The organism is Amycolatopsis palatopharyngis (assembly GCF_003385185.1).
GTDB classification, from domain to species: domain Bacteria; phylum Actinomycetota; class Actinomycetes; order Mycobacteriales; family Pseudonocardiaceae; genus Amycolatopsis; species Amycolatopsis palatopharyngis.
Genome location: NZ_PQHZ01000002.1, coordinates 31,007 through 49,901 on the forward strand (window position 1 = coordinate 31,007; position 18,895 = coordinate 49,901).

The window sequence follows — 18,895 nt, forward strand, 5'->3', positions numbered from 1 at the left end:
GTTATCCACAGGCGAGGTTGCCCTCCGCTATCCGTTTCCGGATCCGCGCCGTTGCGATACCCTACCCTCTTAAGAGAGTCTCTCTCACATTAAGAGGCTCTGTCTTCGGGAGGGTTCATGTTGCGCGTTGCCCGATGGGCTACCGGCGGAGTTGGCAAGGCGGCGATCGAAGCGGATCTGGGTGACGCGCGTGGCTGAATCATTGCGGGACCGGCAGAAGGCACTGATCCGTCAGGACATTCAACGGGCAGCGTTGCGACTGTTCGCCGAGCGCGGTTTCGATGCGGTGACCACCGAGGAAATCGCGGCGGCCGCAGGTATCGGGCACAGCACCTACTTCCGGTATGTGACCAGCAAAGAGGATCTGCTGTTGGGCACTCTTCGCCGGGCCGGCACGGCCCTCGTCGACAACCTGCAGGCACGGCCGCGCAGTGAGTCGCCCGAAGAAGCGCTGTGCCAGGCCAGCCTGCAGTGGAGCCGAGCGTTCATCGCCGATGAGGAGGCACTGGGCAACTGGCGCGCCGCGATTCGGGCAGCACCGCATGTACTCGACCGAGTCGCACTGATCGGCCCGTTCGAGCGCGCGCAGCTGACCAAACTCCTCGGCGACCGGATGGGCGCGGGACCCGACGAGGACCTCCGGCCCGGCCTGCTCGTCCACACAGTGCTCGCTGCCGCCGAGTTCGCCTTCCTGCGCTGGCTCGAACGCGACGATCCCCGTGGCCCGACCTTGCATCAGCTCACCGAACAAGCTCTCGAAGGAGCCCGGACCCAATGCTGGAAGTAACCGAGTCCACAGCGGCACATCCTGTTCGCAGCGCCGGTGTTCTTCGTGTCTGGATGGTGGTTGCCGCGTTCGTCGTGGCCGGCGCCGCGATACCGATCGCCCTGCATATCGCGCGATACGGCCTCAACATCGGGCAGATCATTCTGGTCACGTTCACCTGGATCAACGTGATGATCGCACTGTGGGAGATCTCGCTGAATCTGCGCATCTCACTGGTCGAGCGGCAGCACAAGCAGTTCGTCGCGGACTACCGCGGACGCGAACTCGACCGGGTGCGCGACTTCTTCACCGCGCCCATCCGACTCCGTGAGATCGCGCGGCCAAGTACCTGGGCGCAGGTCTGGTCGTCGTACTCGCTGTTCGATCCCGCCTATGCCAACCGCAAGTCGTTCGGGTTCTGGATCGACTCCGGCAACGGGTACGTGACGCTGATCCCGTCGCTGCTGTTCATTTACGGTCTCACCTTCGACATCATGCCGGCACGCACGTTGGGGATCATGGGCCTGATCGTCTTCTGGATGATGTTCTACGGCACGGTCCTCTACTACGTCGCCTACTTCTTCAACAAGGAACACGTCGGGCACACCAAACGCGACCTCGCGATCTTCATCGGCGGAACGAACAGCCTGTGGATCCTCGCACCGGCATGGGGCATGGTCGCCAGCATCATCCTGATCAACACCGACGCCTACGGATTCCTCCGATGAGCACGAACCCCACCACCACGCGTCCAAAGCCGCGCAAGCACCTCACCGAACTACGCACCCGCCGCGACGAAGCCAAAACCCCATACGTCATTTCGGCAGATGCCGAAATCCCCGGGCACCCGAAGCAAAGGCCGACAGGACTTCGGTGCGAAAGGTTCGCACTGATATGGATGGGTGGGCGCAGCAGGGTTCGAACCTGCGACCCCCTCGTTGTAAGCGAGGTGCTCTTCCGCTGAGCTATGCGCCCTGGCTGTGACGTCCGGAATGGCCGGACGTCACCTGGTACCGATCATCCCAGATCGGCGACCGCCTTCTTCCATGCCTGCTGGTCGCGGGCCTCGCCGGGCTGGTTGATCTCGGCGAACCGGACCACGCCTTCCTTGTCGATCAGGAAGGTGCCCCGGTTGGCAAGTCCCGCCTTCTCGTTGAACACGCCGTAGGCCTGCGCGACCTCGCCGTGCGGCCAGAAGTCCGACAGCAGCGGGAACTGGTACCCCTGCTGCTCGGCCCAAGCCTTCAGCGAGAACGGGGTGTCGACGGAAACGCCGAGCACCTGCACGCCCTTGTCGCTGTAGTCAGCGAACTCGTCGCGCAGCTGGCACAACTCGCCCTGGCAGATCCCACTGAACGCGAAGGGGTAGAAGACCAGTAGCACCGGCTTGTCGCCCTGGAAGGACGACAGTGTCACGTCCTGCTTGTTGAAGTCCTTGAGCGTGAAGTCCGGAGCCTGCGAACCGATCTCGACCGCCATACCGCGAATCCTCTCCCTGGTGAGCGCTGCTGCGTCCTACCGTGCCAGATCACCCTATCTCGCAGGGTTCACCCGTTGATGGCCCACTTGCTGATCGACTACTTGGACCTCGGCACCAGACGCACACCTGCCCAACTCGGGCTGATGCTCACGTTGGAGGTCAGCGAAAGGCCCACTGTGGGGACCGCTTCGGCGATATCACTCGGTTCGACGTGCCCCGGCTGCCCGGTCTTGGGTGTGAACACCCAGATCACGCCGTTGTCGTCGAGTGGTCCACGGGCGTCGACCAGCGCGTCACCGAGGTCACCGTCGTCCTCGCGCCACCACAGCAGCACGACGTCGATGACCTCGTCGGCATCCTCGTCGAGGAGTTCCGCACCGATCTGTTCCTCGATCGCTGCGCGGACGTCGTCGTCGACGTCCTCATCCCAGCCGATCTCCTGGACCACCATGTCCGGCTTGATCCCAAGCCTCTCGGCGACGCCGTTGTGTTCAGCGTCTCCCGCGGCGACCACGACTTCACTCCTCCAACTGCAGCCGAGTGCGACGTGTCACTCCAGACGGTCTGGCCGCCGCACGTTTGTACAAAGATGGGGTAAGCGAACACTGGTGAGGCCGACGACGCAACCGGCCACACCGGATCGTCGACAAGTCGTGTCTCACGCCGCGCCACGCCGGACGTCACTCGGCGGTATCAGATCCGGCCGCAGTGGCGGCTGTCCGGCGGCCCCAGCACCGGCTCGCCCGTTCCGCCGACAGCGGTCTGGCCTAGGGTGGAGGGTGTGCCCCGAACGGGGCGGGAGCAGCCGAAACGCGCCGCAGCGGGGTAGGCGAACGTTACCGCTCAGTAGCGGTGACGGGAGCCGCGTTTGCGACGACGATGGCAGGCGAACGACATTTCGCCGCCGTCGAAACGGCGACTGTGTCACGACCACAAGGCAACAGCTAGCAACACGGCTACAACCGGCGAGGAGATCCCTTGGCCCCGCAGAACAACGCCGACGGCCAGCAGGCCCCGGCTCGCGTCCGCGTCATTCGTGACGGACTGGCGGCGCACCTGCCCGACATCGACCCGGAGGAGACAGCCGAGTGGCTGGACTCCTTCGACGCCGCGCTGGCCCGCGGCGGCCAGCAGCGCGCGCGTTATCTGATGCTGCGGCTGCTGGAGCGGGCCAGGGAGAGCAGGATCGGCGTCCCGCCGCTGTCGACGACGGACTATGTCAACACGATCCCCACGGAGAACGAGCCCTGGTTCCCCGGCGACGAGGAGATCGAACGGCGCTACCGCGCGTACATCAGGTGGAACGCGGCGGTCATGGTGCACCGCGCGCAGCGGCCCGGTGTGGGCGTCGGCGGGCACATCTCGACCTACGCCTCGTCCGCCGCGCTGTACGAAGTCGGTTTCAACCACTTCTTCCGCGGCAAGGACCACTCGGGCGGTGGCGACCAGATCTTCATCCAGGGACACGCCTCCCCCGGTATCTACGCCCGTGCCTACCTCGAGGGCAGGCTCACCGCCGATCAGTTGGACGGCTTCCGCCAGGAGTACTCGCACGCGGGCCCGGGCGGCGGGTTGCCGTCCTACCCCCACCCCAGGCTGATGCCGGACTTCTGGGAGTACCCGACGGTGTCGATGGGCATCGGCCCGATGAACGCCATCTACCAGGCGCGGTTCAACCGCTACATGCACGACCGCGGCATCAAGGACACCAGTGACCAGCACGTCTGGGCGTTCCTCGGCGACGGCGAGATGGACGAGCCGGAGTCGCGCGGCCTGATCCACGTGGCCGCGGGCGAGGGCCTGGACAACCTCACGTTCGTGATCAACTGCAACCTGCAGCGCCTGGACGGGCCGGTGCGCGGCAACGGCAAGATCATTCAGGAGCTGGAGTCGTACTTCCGCGGCGCGGGCTGGAACGTGATCAAGGTCATCTGGGGCCGGGAGTGGGACGCGCTCCTGCATGCCGACCGCGACGGTGCACTAGTGAACGTGATGAACACCACACCGGACGGTGACTTCCAGACGTACAAGGCGAACGACGGCGCGTTCGTCCGCGAGCACTTCTTCGGCCGCGACCCGCGGACCAAGGAACTGGTCAAGGATCTCTCCGACGCCGACATCTGGAACCTCAAGCGCGGCGGGCACGACTACCGCAAGGTCTACGCGGCCTACAAGGCGGCGCTAGAGCACAACGGCCAGCCGACGGTGATCCTGGCGCACACCATCAAGGGCTACGGGCTCGGTTCCTCCTTCGAGGGTCGTAACGCCACGCACCAGATGAAGAAGCTGACCCTCGACGACCTCAAGCTCCTCCGCGACGCCCAGCGCATCCCGATCAGCGACGAGGAACTCGAACGCGACCCGAAGCTGCCGCCGTACTACCACCCCGGCGAGGACTCACCGGAGATCGAGTACCTGCTCAGCCGCAGGCGCACGCTCGGTGGCTTCCTGCCCGAGCGCCGCGCCAAGTCGAAGCCGCTGGTACTGCCCGGCGACTCGACGTACGACTCGATCCGCAAGGGCTCCGGCAAGCAGGAGGTCGCCACCACGATGGCGTTCGTCCGGCTGATCCGGGAACTGGCCAAGGACGCCGAGATCGGCAAGCGGATCGTGCCGATCATCCCGGACGAGGCCAGGACCTTCGGCCTCGACTCGATGTTCCCGACGGCCAAGATCTACAACCCGCACGGGCAGAGCTACACATCGGTCGACGCGCAGCTGATGCTGGCCTACAAGGAGTCCGAGCAAGGCCAGTTGCTGCACGAGGGCATCAACGAGGCCGGGTCCACGGCGTCGTTCACCGCGGTGGGCACGTCCTACGCCACCCACGGCGAGCCGATGATCCCGATCTACATCTTCTACTCGATGTTCGGCTTCCAGCGCACGGGTGACTCGCTCTACGCCGCGGCCGACCAGATGACCAGGGGATTCGTGCTCGGCGCCACCGCGGGCCGCACCACACTGACCGGTGAGGGGCTGCAGCACGCGGACGGACACTCGATCCTGCTCTCGGCGACCAACCCCGCGGCCGTGACCTATGACCCCGCGTGGTCGTTCGAAATCGCGCACATCGTGCGTGACGGACTCCGCCGGATGTACGGCGAGACCGGTCCGGACGGCAACGGCGAGAACATCTTCTACTACATCACCATCTACAACGACCCGTACCAGCACCCGGCGGAGCCGGAGAACCTGGACGTCGACGGCCTGCTGCGCGGTCTGTACCGCTACGCGGACGCTCCGGAGGGCGACGGACCCGAGGCCCAGATCATGGTCTCCGGCGTCACGATGCCCGATGCGCTGAAGGCACAGCGGATGCTGGCCGAGGAGTGGGGCGTACGGGCTTCGGTGTGGTCGGCCACGTCGTGGACCGAGCTGCGCAGGGAGGCGGTGGATGTCGACCGGGACAACCTGCTCTACCCAGGCGACACCCCGCGCGTGCCGTACGTGACCTCGGCGCTGCAGGACGTACAGGGCCCGATCGTCGCCGTGTCGGACTGGATGCGCGCGGTACCGGACCTCATCCGGCCGTGGGTGCCCACCGACATGCTGACGCTGGGCACAGACGGGTTCGGGTTCTCCGACACCCGTCCCGCGGCGCGCAGGCACTTCCTGGTCGACGCCGAGTCGATCACGGTCGGCGTGCTGACCGCGTTGGCCCGTCGAGGCGAGATCGAGCAGTCGAAGGCGGCCGAGGCAGCTCGCAAGTACCGCATCGACGACGTCTCCGCCGCTGGTCCCCAGACCTCGGATTCCGGCGTCGCCTGACCGCGGTCTCGAAGTTCCCCAATGTGGCATTGGGGACGTTGGATGTCCCCAATGCCACATTGGGGACGCTCAAGTACCCGAATGCCACATTGGGGAACAACCGACGTGGAGATGAAGGCATGACCCAGCGCCGTGTGCCCCGCCCTGCCGAGTTGGCAGAGATCCTGCGGCCCCGGCCGATCGTGCTCAACCCGACCGAGCGCAGGCTCGCGAAGGCGCACACGATCGCCGACCTACGCACGATCGCCCGTAAACGGAGCCCACGGGCGGTCTTCGACTACACCGACGGCGCGGCCGAACTCGAGGACAGCCTGCGCCGCGCCCGGCAGGCGTTCCGCAACATCGAGTTCCGGCCAAACGTGCTGCGCGGTGTCGCCGAGGTGGACACCGGTACGGACATCCTCGGGGTCCGCTCCGCCCTGCCGTTCGCCTTCGCCCCCACCGGTTTCACCCGGATGATGAACCACGAGGGAGAACGCGCGGTCGCCACGGTCGCCCAGCGCGAGGGCATTCCATACGCGTTGTCCACAATGGGCACGACGTCGATCGAGGACGTGGCCGCGGCCGCCCCGCGGGCCCGCAAGTGGTTCCAGCTCTACGTGTGGCGCGATCGCTCCGCGGGCAAGGACCTGATGCAGCGAGCCTGGGAGTCGGGCTACGACACGCTCATGCTCACCGTCGACACCCCGGTCGGCGGTGCACGGATGCGCGATGTCCGCAACGGACTGACCATCCCGCCCGCGCTGACCCTGCGCACCTTCCTCGACGGCGCCATGCACCCTGCCTGGTGGATCAACCTGCTCACCACCGAGCCGCTGACCTTCGCCTCACTGAGCTCGTGGGGTGGCACAGTGGCCGACCTGATCAACAAGATGTTCGACCCGACGCTGGACTACGAAGCACTCGACTGGGTGCGGGCGAGCTGGCCGGGCAAGCTCGTCGTCAAGGGCATCCAGAACCCCGACGACGCCGCCGAGATCGTCAAACACGGCGCCGAGGCCGTCGTACTGTCCAATCACGGAGGCCGTCAGCTGGACAGGGCGCCGACGCCGCTGGAACTGCTGCCACCGACGCTGGACGCGGTCGGCGACGACGCCGAGGTCTGGCTGGACACCGGCATCCTCTCCGGCGGGGACATCGTGGCCGCCCTCGCCAGGGGCGCACAGACCTGTCTCATCGGCCGCGCGTACCTGTACGGACTGATGGCCGGCGGCGAGCGCGGAGTACAGCGCACGGTGGACATCCTGCGTGCCGAGATCGTCCGGACGATGCAACTGCTCGGAGTGCGCTCGATCGCCGAACTAAGCCCGACCCACGCGACCCTTCGCTGACGAGCGTCCCCCGACTGGAAGTTCCCCAATGTGGCATTGGGGTCGTTGGATGTCCCCAATGCCACATTGGGGACATCCAACGACCCGGGGTCCGGAGCCGCTAGGCGATCAGACCTCTCCCCTTGGGGTGGACTCCGACGAGGTGGCCGCACTTCCGGTACCGGTGCCCACCGAGGTCCTGCCGGTCTGGTCGGCACCCTTGCCGAGCTGACCCTGCAGGTTGTTCAGCCAGCCTTCCCAGCGCTGCTGGGCCGGCTTCACCAGACCGCCGCCGAAGCCGACGACGATGACACCGCCGATAGTGGCCAGCACGGTGATCAGCACCGGCGTGGTCACCGTGGTCGCGATGTTCACCTGATTCAGTGCCGCGATGATGCCCAGCGCCATGATCAGCCAGTAGGCGATCGTGCCGAGCAGGCCGCCTGCGGGCCGTGCACCGAGTGCGCTGGTGACCATGTCGCGGACGACCTTGGCGATCGCCGCCGCCACGATGAGCAGCACGATGCCGACCACGATCCGCGGCAGGAACGCGATTACCTGGTTGAGCAGTTGGCTCACCGGATTGCTCGGCCCGAACACGCCGAAGGCGAGTTGCAGGGCGATCAGCAGAATGAAGTAATAGGCCAGCTTGCCGATGATGTTCACGGCGTCGAGGTTCGACTCCCGGAGCATCCCCTTCAGGCCCGTCTTGTCGATCAGAGTGCGGAACCCGAGCTTGCCGAGCACCATGGTCAGCGCCTTGGACACCGCCTTCGCGATGAGCCAGCCGATGAGCAGGATGATCAGGAAGCCGATGAGTTTCGGTACGAATGTCGCAACCAGACTCCAGGCCTGGCCCAGCCCGTCCTTGAGCTGCTCGCCCACTATCTCCTCCTAGGTCGAGCTGTGAGTTCTTCAGTGCCGGGATCGTTGTGCACTTGCGCCACTCCAGCAACTCGAGCACCCCACGAACGAGTGAGCCCGCTGGCGCGGAAGATCCACTCGGTCCATAGTGGAAGTACCGGTGGGGACCGGGGAGACGAGGCCGTCCGGCGCAGCGAGAACCGCAGCGCGCCGGGCGGCCTCGGGTTTTTCCCCGTGACGAGCGGCGGCACCCTCGTTCCCGGCCGAGCGACGTACGATCGACCACGTCATGACACAGACCAACTCCCGCGGTCAGGCCCCCAAACAACACGGCCTCTCGGCGAAGACACTCCGCGATCTCGAACGCGCATCGGGCAGGCTCGCCTCGGCGAGCGTGGCCGCGATGGAGGAGCGGCTTCCCTGGTTCAACCGGATGCCCGCCGATCAACGTGCGGGAGTCCTGCTGATCACTCAAACGGGTGCCGCCGGATTCGTCGGCTGGCTCCGGGATTCGAAAGAAGCACTCAACCTCACCACCGAGGCGTTCCGGGGGGCACCACAGGAACTGTCCCGGTGGATCAGCCTGCGGCAGACGGTCGGACTGGTCCGGCTGGCGATCGAGGTCTTCGAGGAGCAACTGCCGGAGTTCGCGGCGAACGAGACGGAACGGGCAGCCCTGATCGAGGGCATCCTCCGCTACGGCCGGGAGATCGCCTTCGCCGCTGCGAACTCCTACGCGGCGGCGGCCGAGGCCCGCGGAGCCTGGGACGCGCGACTCGAGGCCCTCGTGGTGGACGGCGTTGTTCGCGGTGACGCCGAGGAATCGGTGCTCTCCCGGGCCGCTGCGCTCGGCTGGGACCCGGCGGCCAAGGCGACCGTGCTCGTCGGCAACCCGCCCTCGGAAGATCCGCCGACCGTCGTGTTCGAGGTACGCAGCCGCGCCGCCCGTGTCGGCAGGCCGGTACTGCTGGGGGTACAGGGTTCCCGGCTGGTCGTCGTGGTGGCCGGCCCCACCGAGGGAACGGCGAAGGACCGCGAGATGCTGGCGTCCTTGTCGGTCGCCTTCGGCGAGGGTCCTGTGGTCGCCGGGCCGACAGCGACCAGTCTCGCCGATGCCCACCAGAGCGCGGTGGAGGCACTGTCCGGTCTGCGTGCGGTGGTCGGCTGGCCGTCCGCGCCCCGGCCCGTCCGGTCGGTGGAACTGCTACCCGAGCGCGCACTCTCCGGCGACGCCGAAGCCGAACGGCTGCTCATCGAAGAGATCGCGCGCCCGTTGGAAGAGGCAGGCCCCGCGCTGCTGCAGACCGTCGAGACCTACCTGGAGAGCGGTGGCGTGCTGGAGACCTGCGCCCGCATCCTGTTCGTCCACCCCAACACCGTCAGATACCGGCTGCGTAAGGCCGCGGAACTGACCGGCAGGCACGCCGCCGAACCACGAGACGCGCTGGTGCTGCGGATCGCGCTCACGGTCGGCAGGCTCGCGCGCGGCCGGGGCCTGTGGTGAGCTGGGTCACCGAAAACTACCCGAACCCGACAACCTGGCGTCGTTACGACCGTTCATCTCGACGTAACTTTTGTAGGATCCCTCCAATTCCACACGGCGGACTTGGTGACCGGCGGCATCACGGGAACCCCGCTTCACCGTGTTCCCTAGAGGGGTGATTGCCCTCCTCTCCCCCGGACAGGGGTCCCAGGCCCCCGGCATGTTCGCGCCCTGGCTCGAGGTCGACGGCGCACGGGCTCGTCTCGACGAGTGGTCGCAGCGCAGCGGACTCGATCTCGTCCACCTCGGCACCGAGGCGGGTGCGGAGGAAATCCAGGACACGGCCGTCGCGCAGCCCCTGATCGTCGCGCTGTCGTTGCTCGCGTTCGATCAGCTGAGCACACAGGTCGACCTCCCGGCCGACGCCCCCGTCGCAGGGCACTCCGTGGGTGAGCTCGCGGCCGCCGCCGTCGCCGGCGTGCTTTCACCGGCCGAGGCCGTCGCGCTCGCCGCGGTCCGTGGCGCGGAGATGGCGAAGGCCTGCGCGGCCGAACCGACCAGCATGGCCGCTGTAATGCTCGGCGACCCGCAGGAGGTCGTCGCCTGGCTGGAGAGCCACGGGCTGATCGCGGCGAACCAGAACGGTGCGGGTCAGATCGTCGCCTCGGGTTCCGCCGCTGCGATCGAACGCATCGTCGCCGAACCGATGGAGGGCACCAAGGTTCGCGCCCTCAAGGTCGCGGGCGCCTTCCACACCAGTTACATGGCCCCCGCCGAGGAGGCGCTGCGGGCACATGTGGCGGACATCTCCCCCGGCGACCCGACCCGGCCGCTGCTGTCCAATTCCGACGGTACGGTGGTGGACACCGGCGCGGAGTACCTGGAGCGCCTGGTCGCGCAGGTGACCCGCCCGGTCCGCTGGGATCTCACCATGCGGGGCCTCGCCTCGATGGGCGTCACCGCCACCGTGGAGCTACCGCCCGCGGGCACGCTCACCGGCCTGGTCAAACGTGAGCTCAAGGGCACGGTCACCGCGACCGTGGCGGTGAAGACACCCGAGAACCTCGGCGCGGCGGCAGAGCTGACCGACAACGATCAGGAGAACGCGCGATGAGCCCTGCACTTCGCCTCAAGCAGGGTCCCGCGGCCACTCGCGTGCTCGGTCTCGGTAGCGCGCAACCCGAGCGGATCGTCACGAACGACGACCTTTCCAAGATCATGGAGACCACCGACCAGTGGATCCGGGACAGGGTCGGCATCATCGAACGCCGATTCGCCGACAAGGACGAGTCGCTGCCGGACATGGCGGTCACCGCGGGCGTGCGGGCGCTGGCTGACGCGGGTCTCGAACCGGGCGACGTGGACACCGTGATCGTGCCGAACTGCACGATGCCCTCGCCCATCCCGAACGCCGCGGCGCAGGTCGCCGACCGGCTCGGCATCACGGCGGCAGGCGCGTTCGACCTGAACGCCGCATGCGCCGGATTCTGCTACGGCCTCGCGGTGGCATCCGACCTGATCCGTTCCGGATCCTCGGGCCGGGTGCTGGTCATCGGCGCGGAGAAACTCACCGATGTCGTCGACCCGGTGGACAGGTCCAACGCGATCATCTTCGCCGACGGTGCGGGCGCCGCCGTGGTCGGTCCTGCCGAAGAGCCAGGCATCGGGCCGGTGGCCTGGGGCAGCGCCGGTGATCTGGTGGACACGATCTACATGCGCGAACACAAGTACATTTACCAGGAGGGGCAGGCGGTGTTCCGCTGGGCGACGACGCAGATAGCGCCGATCGCCCTGCGTGCACTGGAGCTGGCCGGACTCGAGCCCGCCGACGTCGACGTGCTCGTACCGCACCAGGCGAACCTGCGCATCGTCGAGGCGATCGCCAAACGGCTGCGGGCCAAGGGAGCGCGGGAGGACATGGTGGTCGCCGACGACATCAAGTACTCCGGCAATACCTCCTCGGCCTCGATCCCGCTGGCGCTGGATCACATGCGCGCCGAGGGCAGGGCGAAGCGGGGCGACGTCGTGCTCGCGGTCGGCTCCGGCGCCGGACTGTCCTACGCGGGCCAGGTCATCATCTGCCCGTGATACCACTTACCCCGGCGGGCACCGTGCCCACCGGACCGAGCAGGACCAGTAATCAGGAAGGAACACCCCAGTGGCTGACAAGCAAGAGATCCTCTCCGGCCTCGCCGAGATCGTGGAGGAGGTCGCCGGAGTCGCACAGGACGACGTGACGACCGAGAAGTCCTTCGTGGACGACCTCGACATCGACTCGCTGTCGATGGTCGAGATCGCCGTGCAGGCGGAGGACAAGTTCGGGGTGAAGATTCCGGACGACGAGCTCGCGAACCTGAAGACGGTCGGCGACGCGGTCGACTACGTCTCCAACAACTCGAAGTAACCGAAGTAGCAAACACCGCTGGCAAACCCTCGGGGAGAATGCAATGAGCAACATCGACGTCGTGATCACCGGGCTCGGCGCCACCACGCCGCTCGGCGGAGACGTCGCGTCCACCTGGGACGGACTGCTCGACGGCCGAAGTGGTATCCGCCCGATCGAGGCCGACTGGGTCGAGCGATTCGACCTGCCGGTACGGATCGGTGCCACCCTCGCCGAGGACCCAGCGGAGAAGATCCCGCGCGTGCAGGCGCGCCGCCTGGACCGCTGCGAGCAGGTCGCGCTCATCGCCGCGCGACAGGCATGGGCGGACGCGGGCTACACCGAGCCGACGGAGGAGCACACCGACGTCGACCCGGAGCGGCTCGGCGTCTCGATCGGTACCGGCATCGGTGGCCCGCTGACCCTGCTGGCTCAGGACGATCTGCTGGAGGAGCACGGCATCCGCAAGGTGTCTCCGCTGACCGTCCCGATGCTGATGCCGAACGGCCCTGCCGCGCACGTCGGGATCGACCTCAGGGCCCGTGCCGGAGTGCACTCGCCGGCTTCGGCGTGTGCCTCCGGTGCGGAGGGGATCGCGAACGGTGTCCAGATGATCCAGTCCGGTCGCGCGGACGTGGTGATCGCGGGCGGGGCCGAGTCCTGCATCCACCCGATCACCATCGCCGGATTCGCCCAGGCCCGCACGGTCTCCACCCGCAACGACGCTCCCGAACTCGCCTCACGGCCGTTCGACACCGACCGGGACGGCTTCGTCCTCGGTGAGGGTGCGGGCGTGGTGATCCTGGAGCGCGCCGACCTCGCGGCGCAGCGCGGAGCGCGGGTGTACGCGAAGCTCGGCGGGTACGGCATCACCTCCGACGCCCACCACATCACCGGCAACCACCCGGAGGGCATCGGCCAGATCTCGGCGATGCGCAACGCCATCCGGATGGCCGGGCTCGAGGCCACCGACGTGGGCCACGTCAACGCCCACGCCACCTCGACCGTCGTCGGTGACGTAGGTGAGGCCGCCGCGATCCGTTCGGCGATCGGCAGGCATCCGGTGGTCACCGCCCCGAAGGGTGCCCTCGGCCACCTGGTCGGCGGTGCGGGTGCGGTCGAGGGAATCGCCACCATTCTGGCGCTGTACCACGGCATCGTCCCGGCGACGCTGAACCTCGAGAACCTCGACCCGAAGGTCGACCTCGACGTCGTGGCAGGCAGTCCGCGCAAGGTCGAACTGAGCGCGGCCATCAGCAACTCGTTCGGATTCGGCGGGCACAACACGGCCCTGCTGTTCACCACCGCCTGAGCACCCCTCCCTCGCACTTTCCCGGGAAAGTGCGCGGGAGCAAGCCCGTGAGCTGGGACGGGACCTCGGCGATGTCGCGCTTTCCCGGGAAAGTGCGATACCGCGCGCGTGCAACCATCGCGCTTTCCCGGGAAAGTGCGAGGGGGTCAGCAGGCCTCGCGGTGCGGGATCGTGCCCGCGGGTACCGCCGCGATCCTGAGCTGACCGTTCTCCCGTTGCAGGGGCAGGGTCAGGTTCCAGCGGATACACCCGACCGGCAGGGCCAGCGGCGCGTCCTCGGGATCCTGAGTGCTTGTGAACCCGACCAGCACCTGTAGCCGCTGGTCGGGCCTGGTCTCGATCCGCCGGACGATGATGCTGCCATCCCTGGTGGAGCGGTAGTCGACGAGCCATTCACGCCGAGGCTGCGCCTGGATCCGGTCGGCGGTCACCGTCGTCTTCCACCGCTCGTAACTGCGCCCGTTGATGGCGTCGAAGTAGGTCTGCAGCAACTGACGCACCGGCTCATGTGCCGGATGCGCCGCCGCACCGGGAGTAAGCTCGACGGTCGGCGATCCCGGCTGCTCGGCGGGGGCCAGCGAGGTGGTACTCGGCACGGTCACCGGCGGTACGGTCACGTCCGCGGGCAACCGGTACAGCTCGCGCGCCAGCAGCCCGGCGCCCACCGTCAGCGACACGACGACGATCAGCACCGGCACCAGCCATCGCGGGCGGCCCGGCACGGTCGTCGGAGTGCTGCTCACCCGCCAACCCTAAACAACCGCCTCCGTCGTGCGCGGTGCCCAGGCTCCATGGACGGATGGGTGCCGATTCGCTCAGCCCACCTGATGCAGCCAGGTCACCGGTGCGCCGTCACCGGCGTGCCGGAACGGCTCCAGCGCCTCGTCCCAATTGGCGCCGAGCAACTCGTCGAGCTTGTGCGCGAGCGCCTCACCCGCCCTGCTCCTGGCCACCAACGACCGCAACTGATCCTCGCCGACGACGATGTCTCCGTTGGCGCTGGTCCGGCCGTGCCACAGTCCGAGACCCGGCGCATAGCAGAATCGCTCACCGTCCACTCCGGGACTCGGTTCCTCGGCGACTTCGAACCGCACCATCGGCCATGCCTTCAGCGCGCCGGCGAGCTTGCCACCGGTACCTGCGGGCGCGCGCCAGCTGCACTCTGCGCGCAACTGACCGGGGGCGGCGGGTTGCGCCGTCCATTGTAGATCTGCACGGGTACCTAGGGTGCCCGAAATAGCCCACTCGACGTGCGGACATACCGCAGACGGCGACGAGTGGACGTACACCACGCCACGGGTGTTGCCACGGGTGCTCACTGCTGACCTCCGCTACTCGACGAGGGGCGTCTTCCCCTACGACCTCGCGAGCATCGGATGCACTCGTAGCGACTCCACGCACATTGTGCACCGCAATCATGCCTTTTGGCCACACGAACCCCAGAAGTCTCACTCCTGTTCGGTCCGCATAACGCCGGCGGCGACCCGGCAGCGGCATTTCGCCGCAGCGGGTCGCCGCCGGATCACACACCGTTGCCGGTCAGGAAGTGGCGCCGAGCGAGTTGGCCGCGGCGACGACGTCGACGAGGCCGGTGCCCTTGTCAAAGCTGGACGTGTACGGGCCGGCCGGTTCGTAGGCCGCGCCGTCACTGAACTTGTAGGCCGTTGACTTGAGCGCGTCCTCGATCTCCGCGGGAGTCGCGTTCGGCTTGGCCTGGAACAGTTGCGCCACGATGCCGGTGATCTGCGGTGCGGCCATCGAGGTGCCGCTGATCACGTTGTACGTCCCCAGGTCGAGCAGCCCGGGCCCGTTCTTCGGCTGCAGACCGGTCGAGCAGATCGGCAGGTAGACGCGGCAAGAGGAGAGGATCTCCTCGCCAGGAGCCGAAATGTCCGGCCAGCTCTGCTGCTCCGTGGCCGAACCGCGGGAGGAGAAGTCCGAAACGGAGCCGTCCCGGGTTCCGGTGCCCTGGTCGAAATAGGACGCCACGGACAACACGCCGGGAGTCGGGTCCTGCCCGGGCGGGTTGGACAGGTTCTGCGAGCCGTCGCCACCGTCGTTGCCGTTGGCCCAGACGGTCACCACGCCCTCGTCAGCCAGTGCTCGCTGCAGCTTGACCGTGGCCGAGTTCGGGTCGAACTCACCTCCGCCACTGGGCCCATAGGAGTTGTTCACCGCCTTGATCGGCGGGCAGGTGGTGGCGGGAACACCCGCACCACAGGGGGCGGCGTGGTTCTCCAGGACCCAGTTGAGCGCGGCGTCACTGCCGAGCACCACCAGTGCGGCACCGGTGGAGATGGAGACGATCTTCGAACCGGGGGCCGAGCCGCCGACCTTGCTGCCGTCGCTCAGAGACAGGGTGTTGCCCGCGGCGATCCCGGTGACGTGTGTGCCGTGACCACCGAGGGAAAGTGTGTCGGTGTCGACCGAGTTCGGTACCGACACGATGCAGCCGGTGTCGGTGCCCTGCTGGCAGAGGCTCTTGAGATTGCGTACGACCCGGCTGGAACCGTCGGCGCCACGGAACGCTGGGTGGGTGGGATCGACGCCGGTGTCGATGACCGCAACGGAAACACCACTGCCGTCGAGCGGGGCACCGTTCGCGCCGGTCAGCGTGCTGCGGGCCTCGGCGCTGCGGGTCGCCTCGGTGCCCGAGGTCCCGAACATGGTGATCGGGTCGTTGTTCTCCAGATAGGTCACACCGTCGGCCGCGCGCACCTGACGCACCTGGTCGGCGGTGCCCTTGGCGGCTACGACGCCGATCTTGCGGAAGCTGGTGATCCGCTGCATCCCCGCTTCGCTCACCGCTCGCTCCGCGGCGGCGAGATCGGTGCCGTGCACGAGCGTGGTCACACTGGCCGAGCCCGCCGCGGACGACAGCAGCGCGCCGAGCGTGTCCGAAACTGGAGTGAGCGATTCCTGGGTGTCGGCCGTTGCGGGCACGGCGCCCGTAACCGGGAGAACTACGACGGCGGCGGCGATCGCGAATGATCGCCGCAGCCGCGCGGATCGTGTGCGCATCTTGCGTCTCCTGTTTCTGACAGCCCCCGTGTACTGACGAGTAGCCACTCAACTAGGTGATAGCAATCACTGTCAACAACTACGTTCCGCTCATCGAACTTCTGCTACCCCTCATTCGGGTGATACCTGAGTAGGTGAGCACCTCTCTGAAGTGCGAAAAAGACCGGCGCACTAGCGTGTAGAGACAACAACCGATTTGGGAGGCTCGGGTGCGACTGGTCCGGCTCGCCCGACGATCAGCGGTGGTCTCCGAGGACGTTCGTGCCGCACTGACCGCGCTCGGGCGGGGAAGCACGGTGATCGGCGGCATCGCGCTCATCGGCGCACGCCCCGAGGGCTGTACCGAACCGGTGGACGCGATCGTGTTGCGCCCGGACGGAATCGTGATCGTGGTCGGGGTGGACCTGCCGGATCCCGCCGTCCGCCTCGACGCCCCACTGCGGGACAGGTGGAAGGCCGACGGCTGGCCGCTCGTGCGCACCGACGACGCCGTCAATCCGGCCACCGACGCCCTGGCGATCGCGGCGGCCGTCGAGGAGCGGATACGGGCGGTGGCTGGCGCCTCCCCCGCCATCGGCACGGTCGTGGCGGTCGGGCCGTACGTCGGGAAGGTGGAGCAACCCGCTGCCGACCTTGCCGGCAGAGTCCGCGTGCTGCACCCGACACCGGCCAGCATGCTGGCCGCGATCGTGTCGTTGACCACCGCGCGGGAGCCGATGCCGGTGCCCGTGGTTCGGCAACTGCTGAACACACTTGCCCCGGACACGCAGGAACAGGAAGCGAACCTGCTGATCGCCGAGGGCTTCCCCGCGCAGGCGTCGGCACAGGTTTCACATCCGGCTCCCCAGCCGCGGCCGAACGCGGAGGAGCAGGCCCCGGCGCCGGCCCCACCCGCTCCTCGTCCGCCGGGCGACCCCGCCGCCGCCACCACCTCGGCGACGCCCGGCCCATTGGCCGCTCCACGGCCACCACAACTGTCCACCCCCGGTGCCGAGAAACCCGCCATCGCGCGCTGGCTGCCGTTCGCCGCGTTCGGACTGCTCCTGGCGCTCGTGGTCGTGGCCGTCGTGCTGGCGGCCACCAGCGGTGGCGATGAGGCTGCGGATGCCTCCGACCAGCAGGCCGAACCGGTTGTGCGGATGATCGACGGTCTGCCACTGACCACGGTGGCGGTTGCCGAGTCCACCACCTGCGCGCCGCACGCGACCGGCGAACTCCAGCGAGCACTGCGCTCACAGGAGTGCGCCGGCCTGACCAGGGGGAGCTTCACCACGACGAAAAACGGCAGGCGCATCGCCGTGTCCGTCGCCGAACTCAGATTCTCCGGAGAGGTTCGGCCGGAGGAGATCAGGCGCCTGTCCGACACTCCCGGCAACGGCGCGATGGTGGACCTCGCTGCCGAGACCGGCCAGTGGGCACCACCAGAGCCGGGTTTCGCCGGCGCCGCCTACGCGAGCGAGACCGGCGCGACCGATGTGCGCATCGTTCAGGCGGGCTGGGCGGACGGTGCCTCGGACCCGCTCGACCCGGCTCTCGCGCGGGCCGCCGACGCCGGGCTCGTCGTCCCGCTCACCCCCTGAGCCCCCGGCTCCTGCCGGCACGGTCCCCTACCCTGTCCAATTAGGACACATCTCCGGCGGGACCTTCGATGTGGGCTGCCGCACCTCTGACGCGAATCCGGCTCCCCACACGGGATTCGGGAGACAGGGAGGTATCCTTTCGCAGGAAGCTGGAAATTCGGCGGTTGTACTTCGACGAGGTCGTAACCGTGCCGGTTACCATGATCAACAATCGAGCACGGGGGAGGTCTTCGTGGCCAAGAGCAAGGCGGTTCACGTCCTGGACGATCTCGACGGTGAGCCTGCCGCAGAGTCCGTCCGATTCGCACTGGACGGTGTCCAGTACGACATCGACCTCTCCGGCGCGAACGCCAAGGCGCTGCGCGCGGTGTTCGACGACTACGTCGAGCACGGAAGGCGCGTCGGTGGCCGTAAACGTGCACCGCGCGCCTACGCCAAGCCCCGCAGCCGTGGCACGCGGGCAGGCACCTCGAAGACGAGCACGGCGAAGGCGAGCACCGAAAAGCCGACGGCGAAGGCAGGGAACAAGACCGCCGCGCGCAAGTCCACAGCGGTCAAGGCCGCACCCGCGAAGACGGCCAAGAAAACCGCGTCCGTGAAGACGTCCTCAACGAAGACGTCCGCCACGAAGGCACCGGCCGCGAAAGCTCCGTCCGCGAAGGCGTCCGCCACCAAGACGTCGGCCACCAAGCGCGCCGCCACTCAGGGCGCTGCCACGAAGCCGGCCGCCAAGGACGCCAAGGCCTCGAAGACTCCGAAGGCGCCGAAGACCACGAAGGCCAGTCCCGCGAAGACCTCAAAGTCCGCAAAGGCCTCGATGTCCGCCGCGGCAACACCGGCGAAGGCGGCACAGCCGCCAAAGGCGCGGCGGACGCCCCGAAAGGCGCCGCCGGTCACCTTCTCCGCGGCGAACCTGGCCTGAGCGGCT

The 18,895-nt window shown here is 67.7% G+C and carries 17 protein-coding genes and 1 tRNA gene; 11 read left to right on the forward strand and 7 right to left on the reverse strand.

Features of this window, described 5'->3' with window-relative positions; all coding sequences use genetic code 11:
- Nucleotides 1-190 precede the first annotated feature (190 nt).
- The gene (locus D0C15_RS01505) at nucleotides 191-787 is read left to right on the forward strand and encodes a TetR family transcriptional regulator (RefSeq protein ID WP_211323056.1); all 597 of its coding nucleotides are present in this window, start codon (nucleotides 191-193) and stop codon (nucleotides 785-787) included.
- Nucleotides 775-1,494 (forward strand): hypothetical protein, encoded by a 720-nt coding sequence (locus tag D0C15_RS01510; RefSeq protein ID WP_116040613.1) that lies wholly within the window; start codon nucleotides 775-777, stop codon nucleotides 1,492-1,494. The genes D0C15_RS01505 and D0C15_RS01510 overlap by 13 nt, the downstream gene beginning before the upstream one ends.
- Before the next feature lie 175 nt (nucleotides 1,495-1,669).
- On the opposite strand, the gene D0C15_RS01515 is transcribed toward D0C15_RS01510, so the two are convergent.
- From D0C15_RS01515 to D0C15_RS01525, 3 genes are all read right to left on the reverse strand, one after another.
- A tRNA-Val gene (locus tag D0C15_RS01515) sits at nucleotides 1,670-1,741 on the reverse strand.
- 42 nt (nucleotides 1,742-1,783) lie between these two features.
- The gene (locus tag D0C15_RS01520) at nucleotides 1,784-2,245 is read right to left on the reverse strand and encodes a peroxiredoxin (RefSeq protein ID WP_116040614.1); all 462 of its coding nucleotides are present in this window, start codon (nucleotides 2,243-2,245) and stop codon (nucleotides 1,784-1,786) included.
- Nucleotides 2,246-2,343: 98 nt separating this feature from the next.
- Entirely contained in the window at nucleotides 2,344-2,760 is a 417-nt protein-coding gene (locus D0C15_RS01525) for a DUF3052 domain-containing protein (RefSeq protein WP_116040615.1), read from the reverse strand.
- 464 nt (nucleotides 2,761-3,224) lie between these two features.
- On the opposite strand from D0C15_RS01525, the gene aceE reads away from it, so the two are divergent.
- Both aceE and D0C15_RS01535 read left to right on the forward strand, forming a co-directional pair.
- Nucleotides 3,225-6,014, forward strand: a complete 2,790-nt coding sequence (gene aceE / locus D0C15_RS01530; RefSeq protein ID WP_116040616.1) for a pyruvate dehydrogenase (acetyl-transferring), homodimeric type — start codon at nucleotides 3,225-3,227, stop codon at nucleotides 6,012-6,014.
- 119 nt (nucleotides 6,015-6,133) lie between these two features.
- Entirely contained in the window at nucleotides 6,134-7,345 is a 1,212-nt protein-coding gene (locus D0C15_RS01535) for an alpha-hydroxy acid oxidase (RefSeq protein WP_116040617.1), read from the forward strand.
- Between the two features lie 108 nt (nucleotides 7,346-7,453).
- Here D0C15_RS01535 and D0C15_RS01540 read toward each other — a convergent pair whose 3' ends face one another.
- Complete coding sequence (locus D0C15_RS01540; protein WP_116040618.1) at nucleotides 7,454-8,209, reverse strand: mechanosensitive ion channel family protein; 756 nt, start codon at nucleotides 8,207-8,209, stop codon at nucleotides 7,454-7,456.
- A 268-nt stretch (nucleotides 8,210-8,477) separates the two neighbouring features.
- On the opposite strand from D0C15_RS01540, the gene D0C15_RS01545 reads away from it, so the two are divergent.
- The 5 genes from D0C15_RS01545 to D0C15_RS01565 all read left to right on the forward strand — a co-directional run bounded on the left by D0C15_RS01545 (nucleotide 8,478) and on the right by D0C15_RS01565 (nucleotide 13,366).
- The gene (locus D0C15_RS01545) at nucleotides 8,478-9,692 is read left to right on the forward strand and encodes a PucR family transcriptional regulator (RefSeq protein ID WP_116040619.1); all 1,215 of its coding nucleotides are present in this window, start codon (nucleotides 8,478-8,480) and stop codon (nucleotides 9,690-9,692) included.
- A gap of 139 nt (nucleotides 9,693-9,831) precedes the next feature.
- On the forward strand, nucleotides 9,832-10,785 hold the full coding sequence (locus tag D0C15_RS01550) for an ACP S-malonyltransferase (RefSeq protein ID WP_116040620.1): 954 nt from the start codon (nucleotides 9,832-9,834) through the stop codon (nucleotides 10,783-10,785).
- Nucleotides 10,782-11,759, forward strand: a complete 978-nt coding sequence (locus D0C15_RS01555; RefSeq protein WP_116040621.1) for a beta-ketoacyl-ACP synthase III — start codon at nucleotides 10,782-10,784, stop codon at nucleotides 11,757-11,759. Before D0C15_RS01550 ends, D0C15_RS01555 begins: the two co-directional genes overlap by 4 nt.
- 70 nt (nucleotides 11,760-11,829) lie before the next feature.
- The gene (locus tag D0C15_RS01560; RefSeq protein WP_116040622.1) at nucleotides 11,830-12,075 is read left to right on the forward strand and encodes an acyl carrier protein; all 246 of its coding nucleotides are present in this window, start codon (nucleotides 11,830-11,832) and stop codon (nucleotides 12,073-12,075) included.
- A gap of 43 nt (nucleotides 12,076-12,118) precedes the next feature.
- Entirely contained in the window at nucleotides 12,119-13,366 is a 1,248-nt protein-coding gene (locus D0C15_RS01565) for a beta-ketoacyl-[acyl-carrier-protein] synthase family protein (protein ID WP_116040623.1), read from the forward strand.
- 146 nt (nucleotides 13,367-13,512) lie between these two features.
- On the opposite strand, the gene D0C15_RS01570 is transcribed toward D0C15_RS01565, so the two are convergent.
- From D0C15_RS01570 to D0C15_RS01580, 3 genes are all read right to left on the reverse strand, one after another.
- The gene (locus tag D0C15_RS01570; RefSeq protein ID WP_211323058.1) at nucleotides 13,513-14,109 is read right to left on the reverse strand and encodes a hypothetical protein; all 597 of its coding nucleotides are present in this window, start codon (nucleotides 14,107-14,109) and stop codon (nucleotides 13,513-13,515) included.
- Between the two features lie 72 nt (nucleotides 14,110-14,181).
- A complete protein-coding gene (locus D0C15_RS01575) occupies nucleotides 14,182-14,685 on the reverse strand; it encodes a DUF3145 domain-containing protein (RefSeq protein ID WP_116040624.1) in 504 nt (167 codons plus the stop codon).
- A 220-nt stretch (nucleotides 14,686-14,905) separates the two neighbouring features.
- The gene (locus D0C15_RS01580) at nucleotides 14,906-16,387 is read right to left on the reverse strand and encodes a S8 family peptidase (RefSeq protein ID WP_116040625.1); all 1,482 of its coding nucleotides are present in this window, start codon (nucleotides 16,385-16,387) and stop codon (nucleotides 14,906-14,908) included.
- 209 nt (nucleotides 16,388-16,596) lie between these two features.
- Here D0C15_RS01580 and D0C15_RS01585 point away from each other — a divergent pair, with 209 nt between their 5' ends.
- Nucleotides 16,597-17,967, forward strand: a complete 1,371-nt coding sequence (locus tag D0C15_RS01585) for a hypothetical protein (protein ID WP_116040626.1) — start codon at nucleotides 16,597-16,599, stop codon at nucleotides 17,965-17,967.
- A gap of 232 nt (nucleotides 17,968-18,199) precedes the next feature.
- Nucleotides 18,200-18,889, forward strand: a complete 690-nt coding sequence (locus tag D0C15_RS01590) for a histone-like nucleoid-structuring protein Lsr2 (RefSeq protein ID WP_116040627.1) — start codon at nucleotides 18,200-18,202, stop codon at nucleotides 18,887-18,889.
- Nucleotides 18,890-18,895: the final 6 nt, after the last annotated feature.

What these genes read in the sequence shown, in the direction of transcription:
- D0C15_RS01510 (WP_116040613.1), top strand. Translation starts at nt 775, where the DNA reads ATGCTGGAAGTAACCGAGTCCACAGCGGCACATCCTGTTCGCAGCGCC.
- D0C15_RS01520 (WP_116040614.1), bottom strand. Translation starts at nt 2,245, where the DNA reads ATGGCGGTCGAGATCGGTTCGCAGGCTCCGGACTTCACGCTCAAGGAC.
- D0C15_RS01535 (WP_116040617.1), top strand. Translation starts at nt 6,134, where the DNA reads ATGACCCAGCGCCGTGTGCCCCGCCCTGCCGAGTTGGCAGAGATCCTG.
- D0C15_RS01545 (WP_116040619.1), top strand. Translation starts at nt 8,478, where the DNA reads ATGACACAGACCAACTCCCGCGGTCAGGCCCCCAAACAACACGGCCTC.
- D0C15_RS01555 (WP_116040621.1), top strand. Translation starts at nt 10,782, where the DNA reads ATGAGCCCTGCACTTCGCCTCAAGCAGGGTCCCGCGGCCACTCGCGTG.
- D0C15_RS01565 (WP_116040623.1), top strand. Translation starts at nt 12,119, where the DNA reads ATGAGCAACATCGACGTCGTGATCACCGGGCTCGGCGCCACCACGCCG.
- D0C15_RS01580 (WP_116040625.1), bottom strand. Translation starts at nt 16,387, where the DNA reads ATGCGCACACGATCCGCGCGGCTGCGGCGATCATTCGCGATCGCCGCC.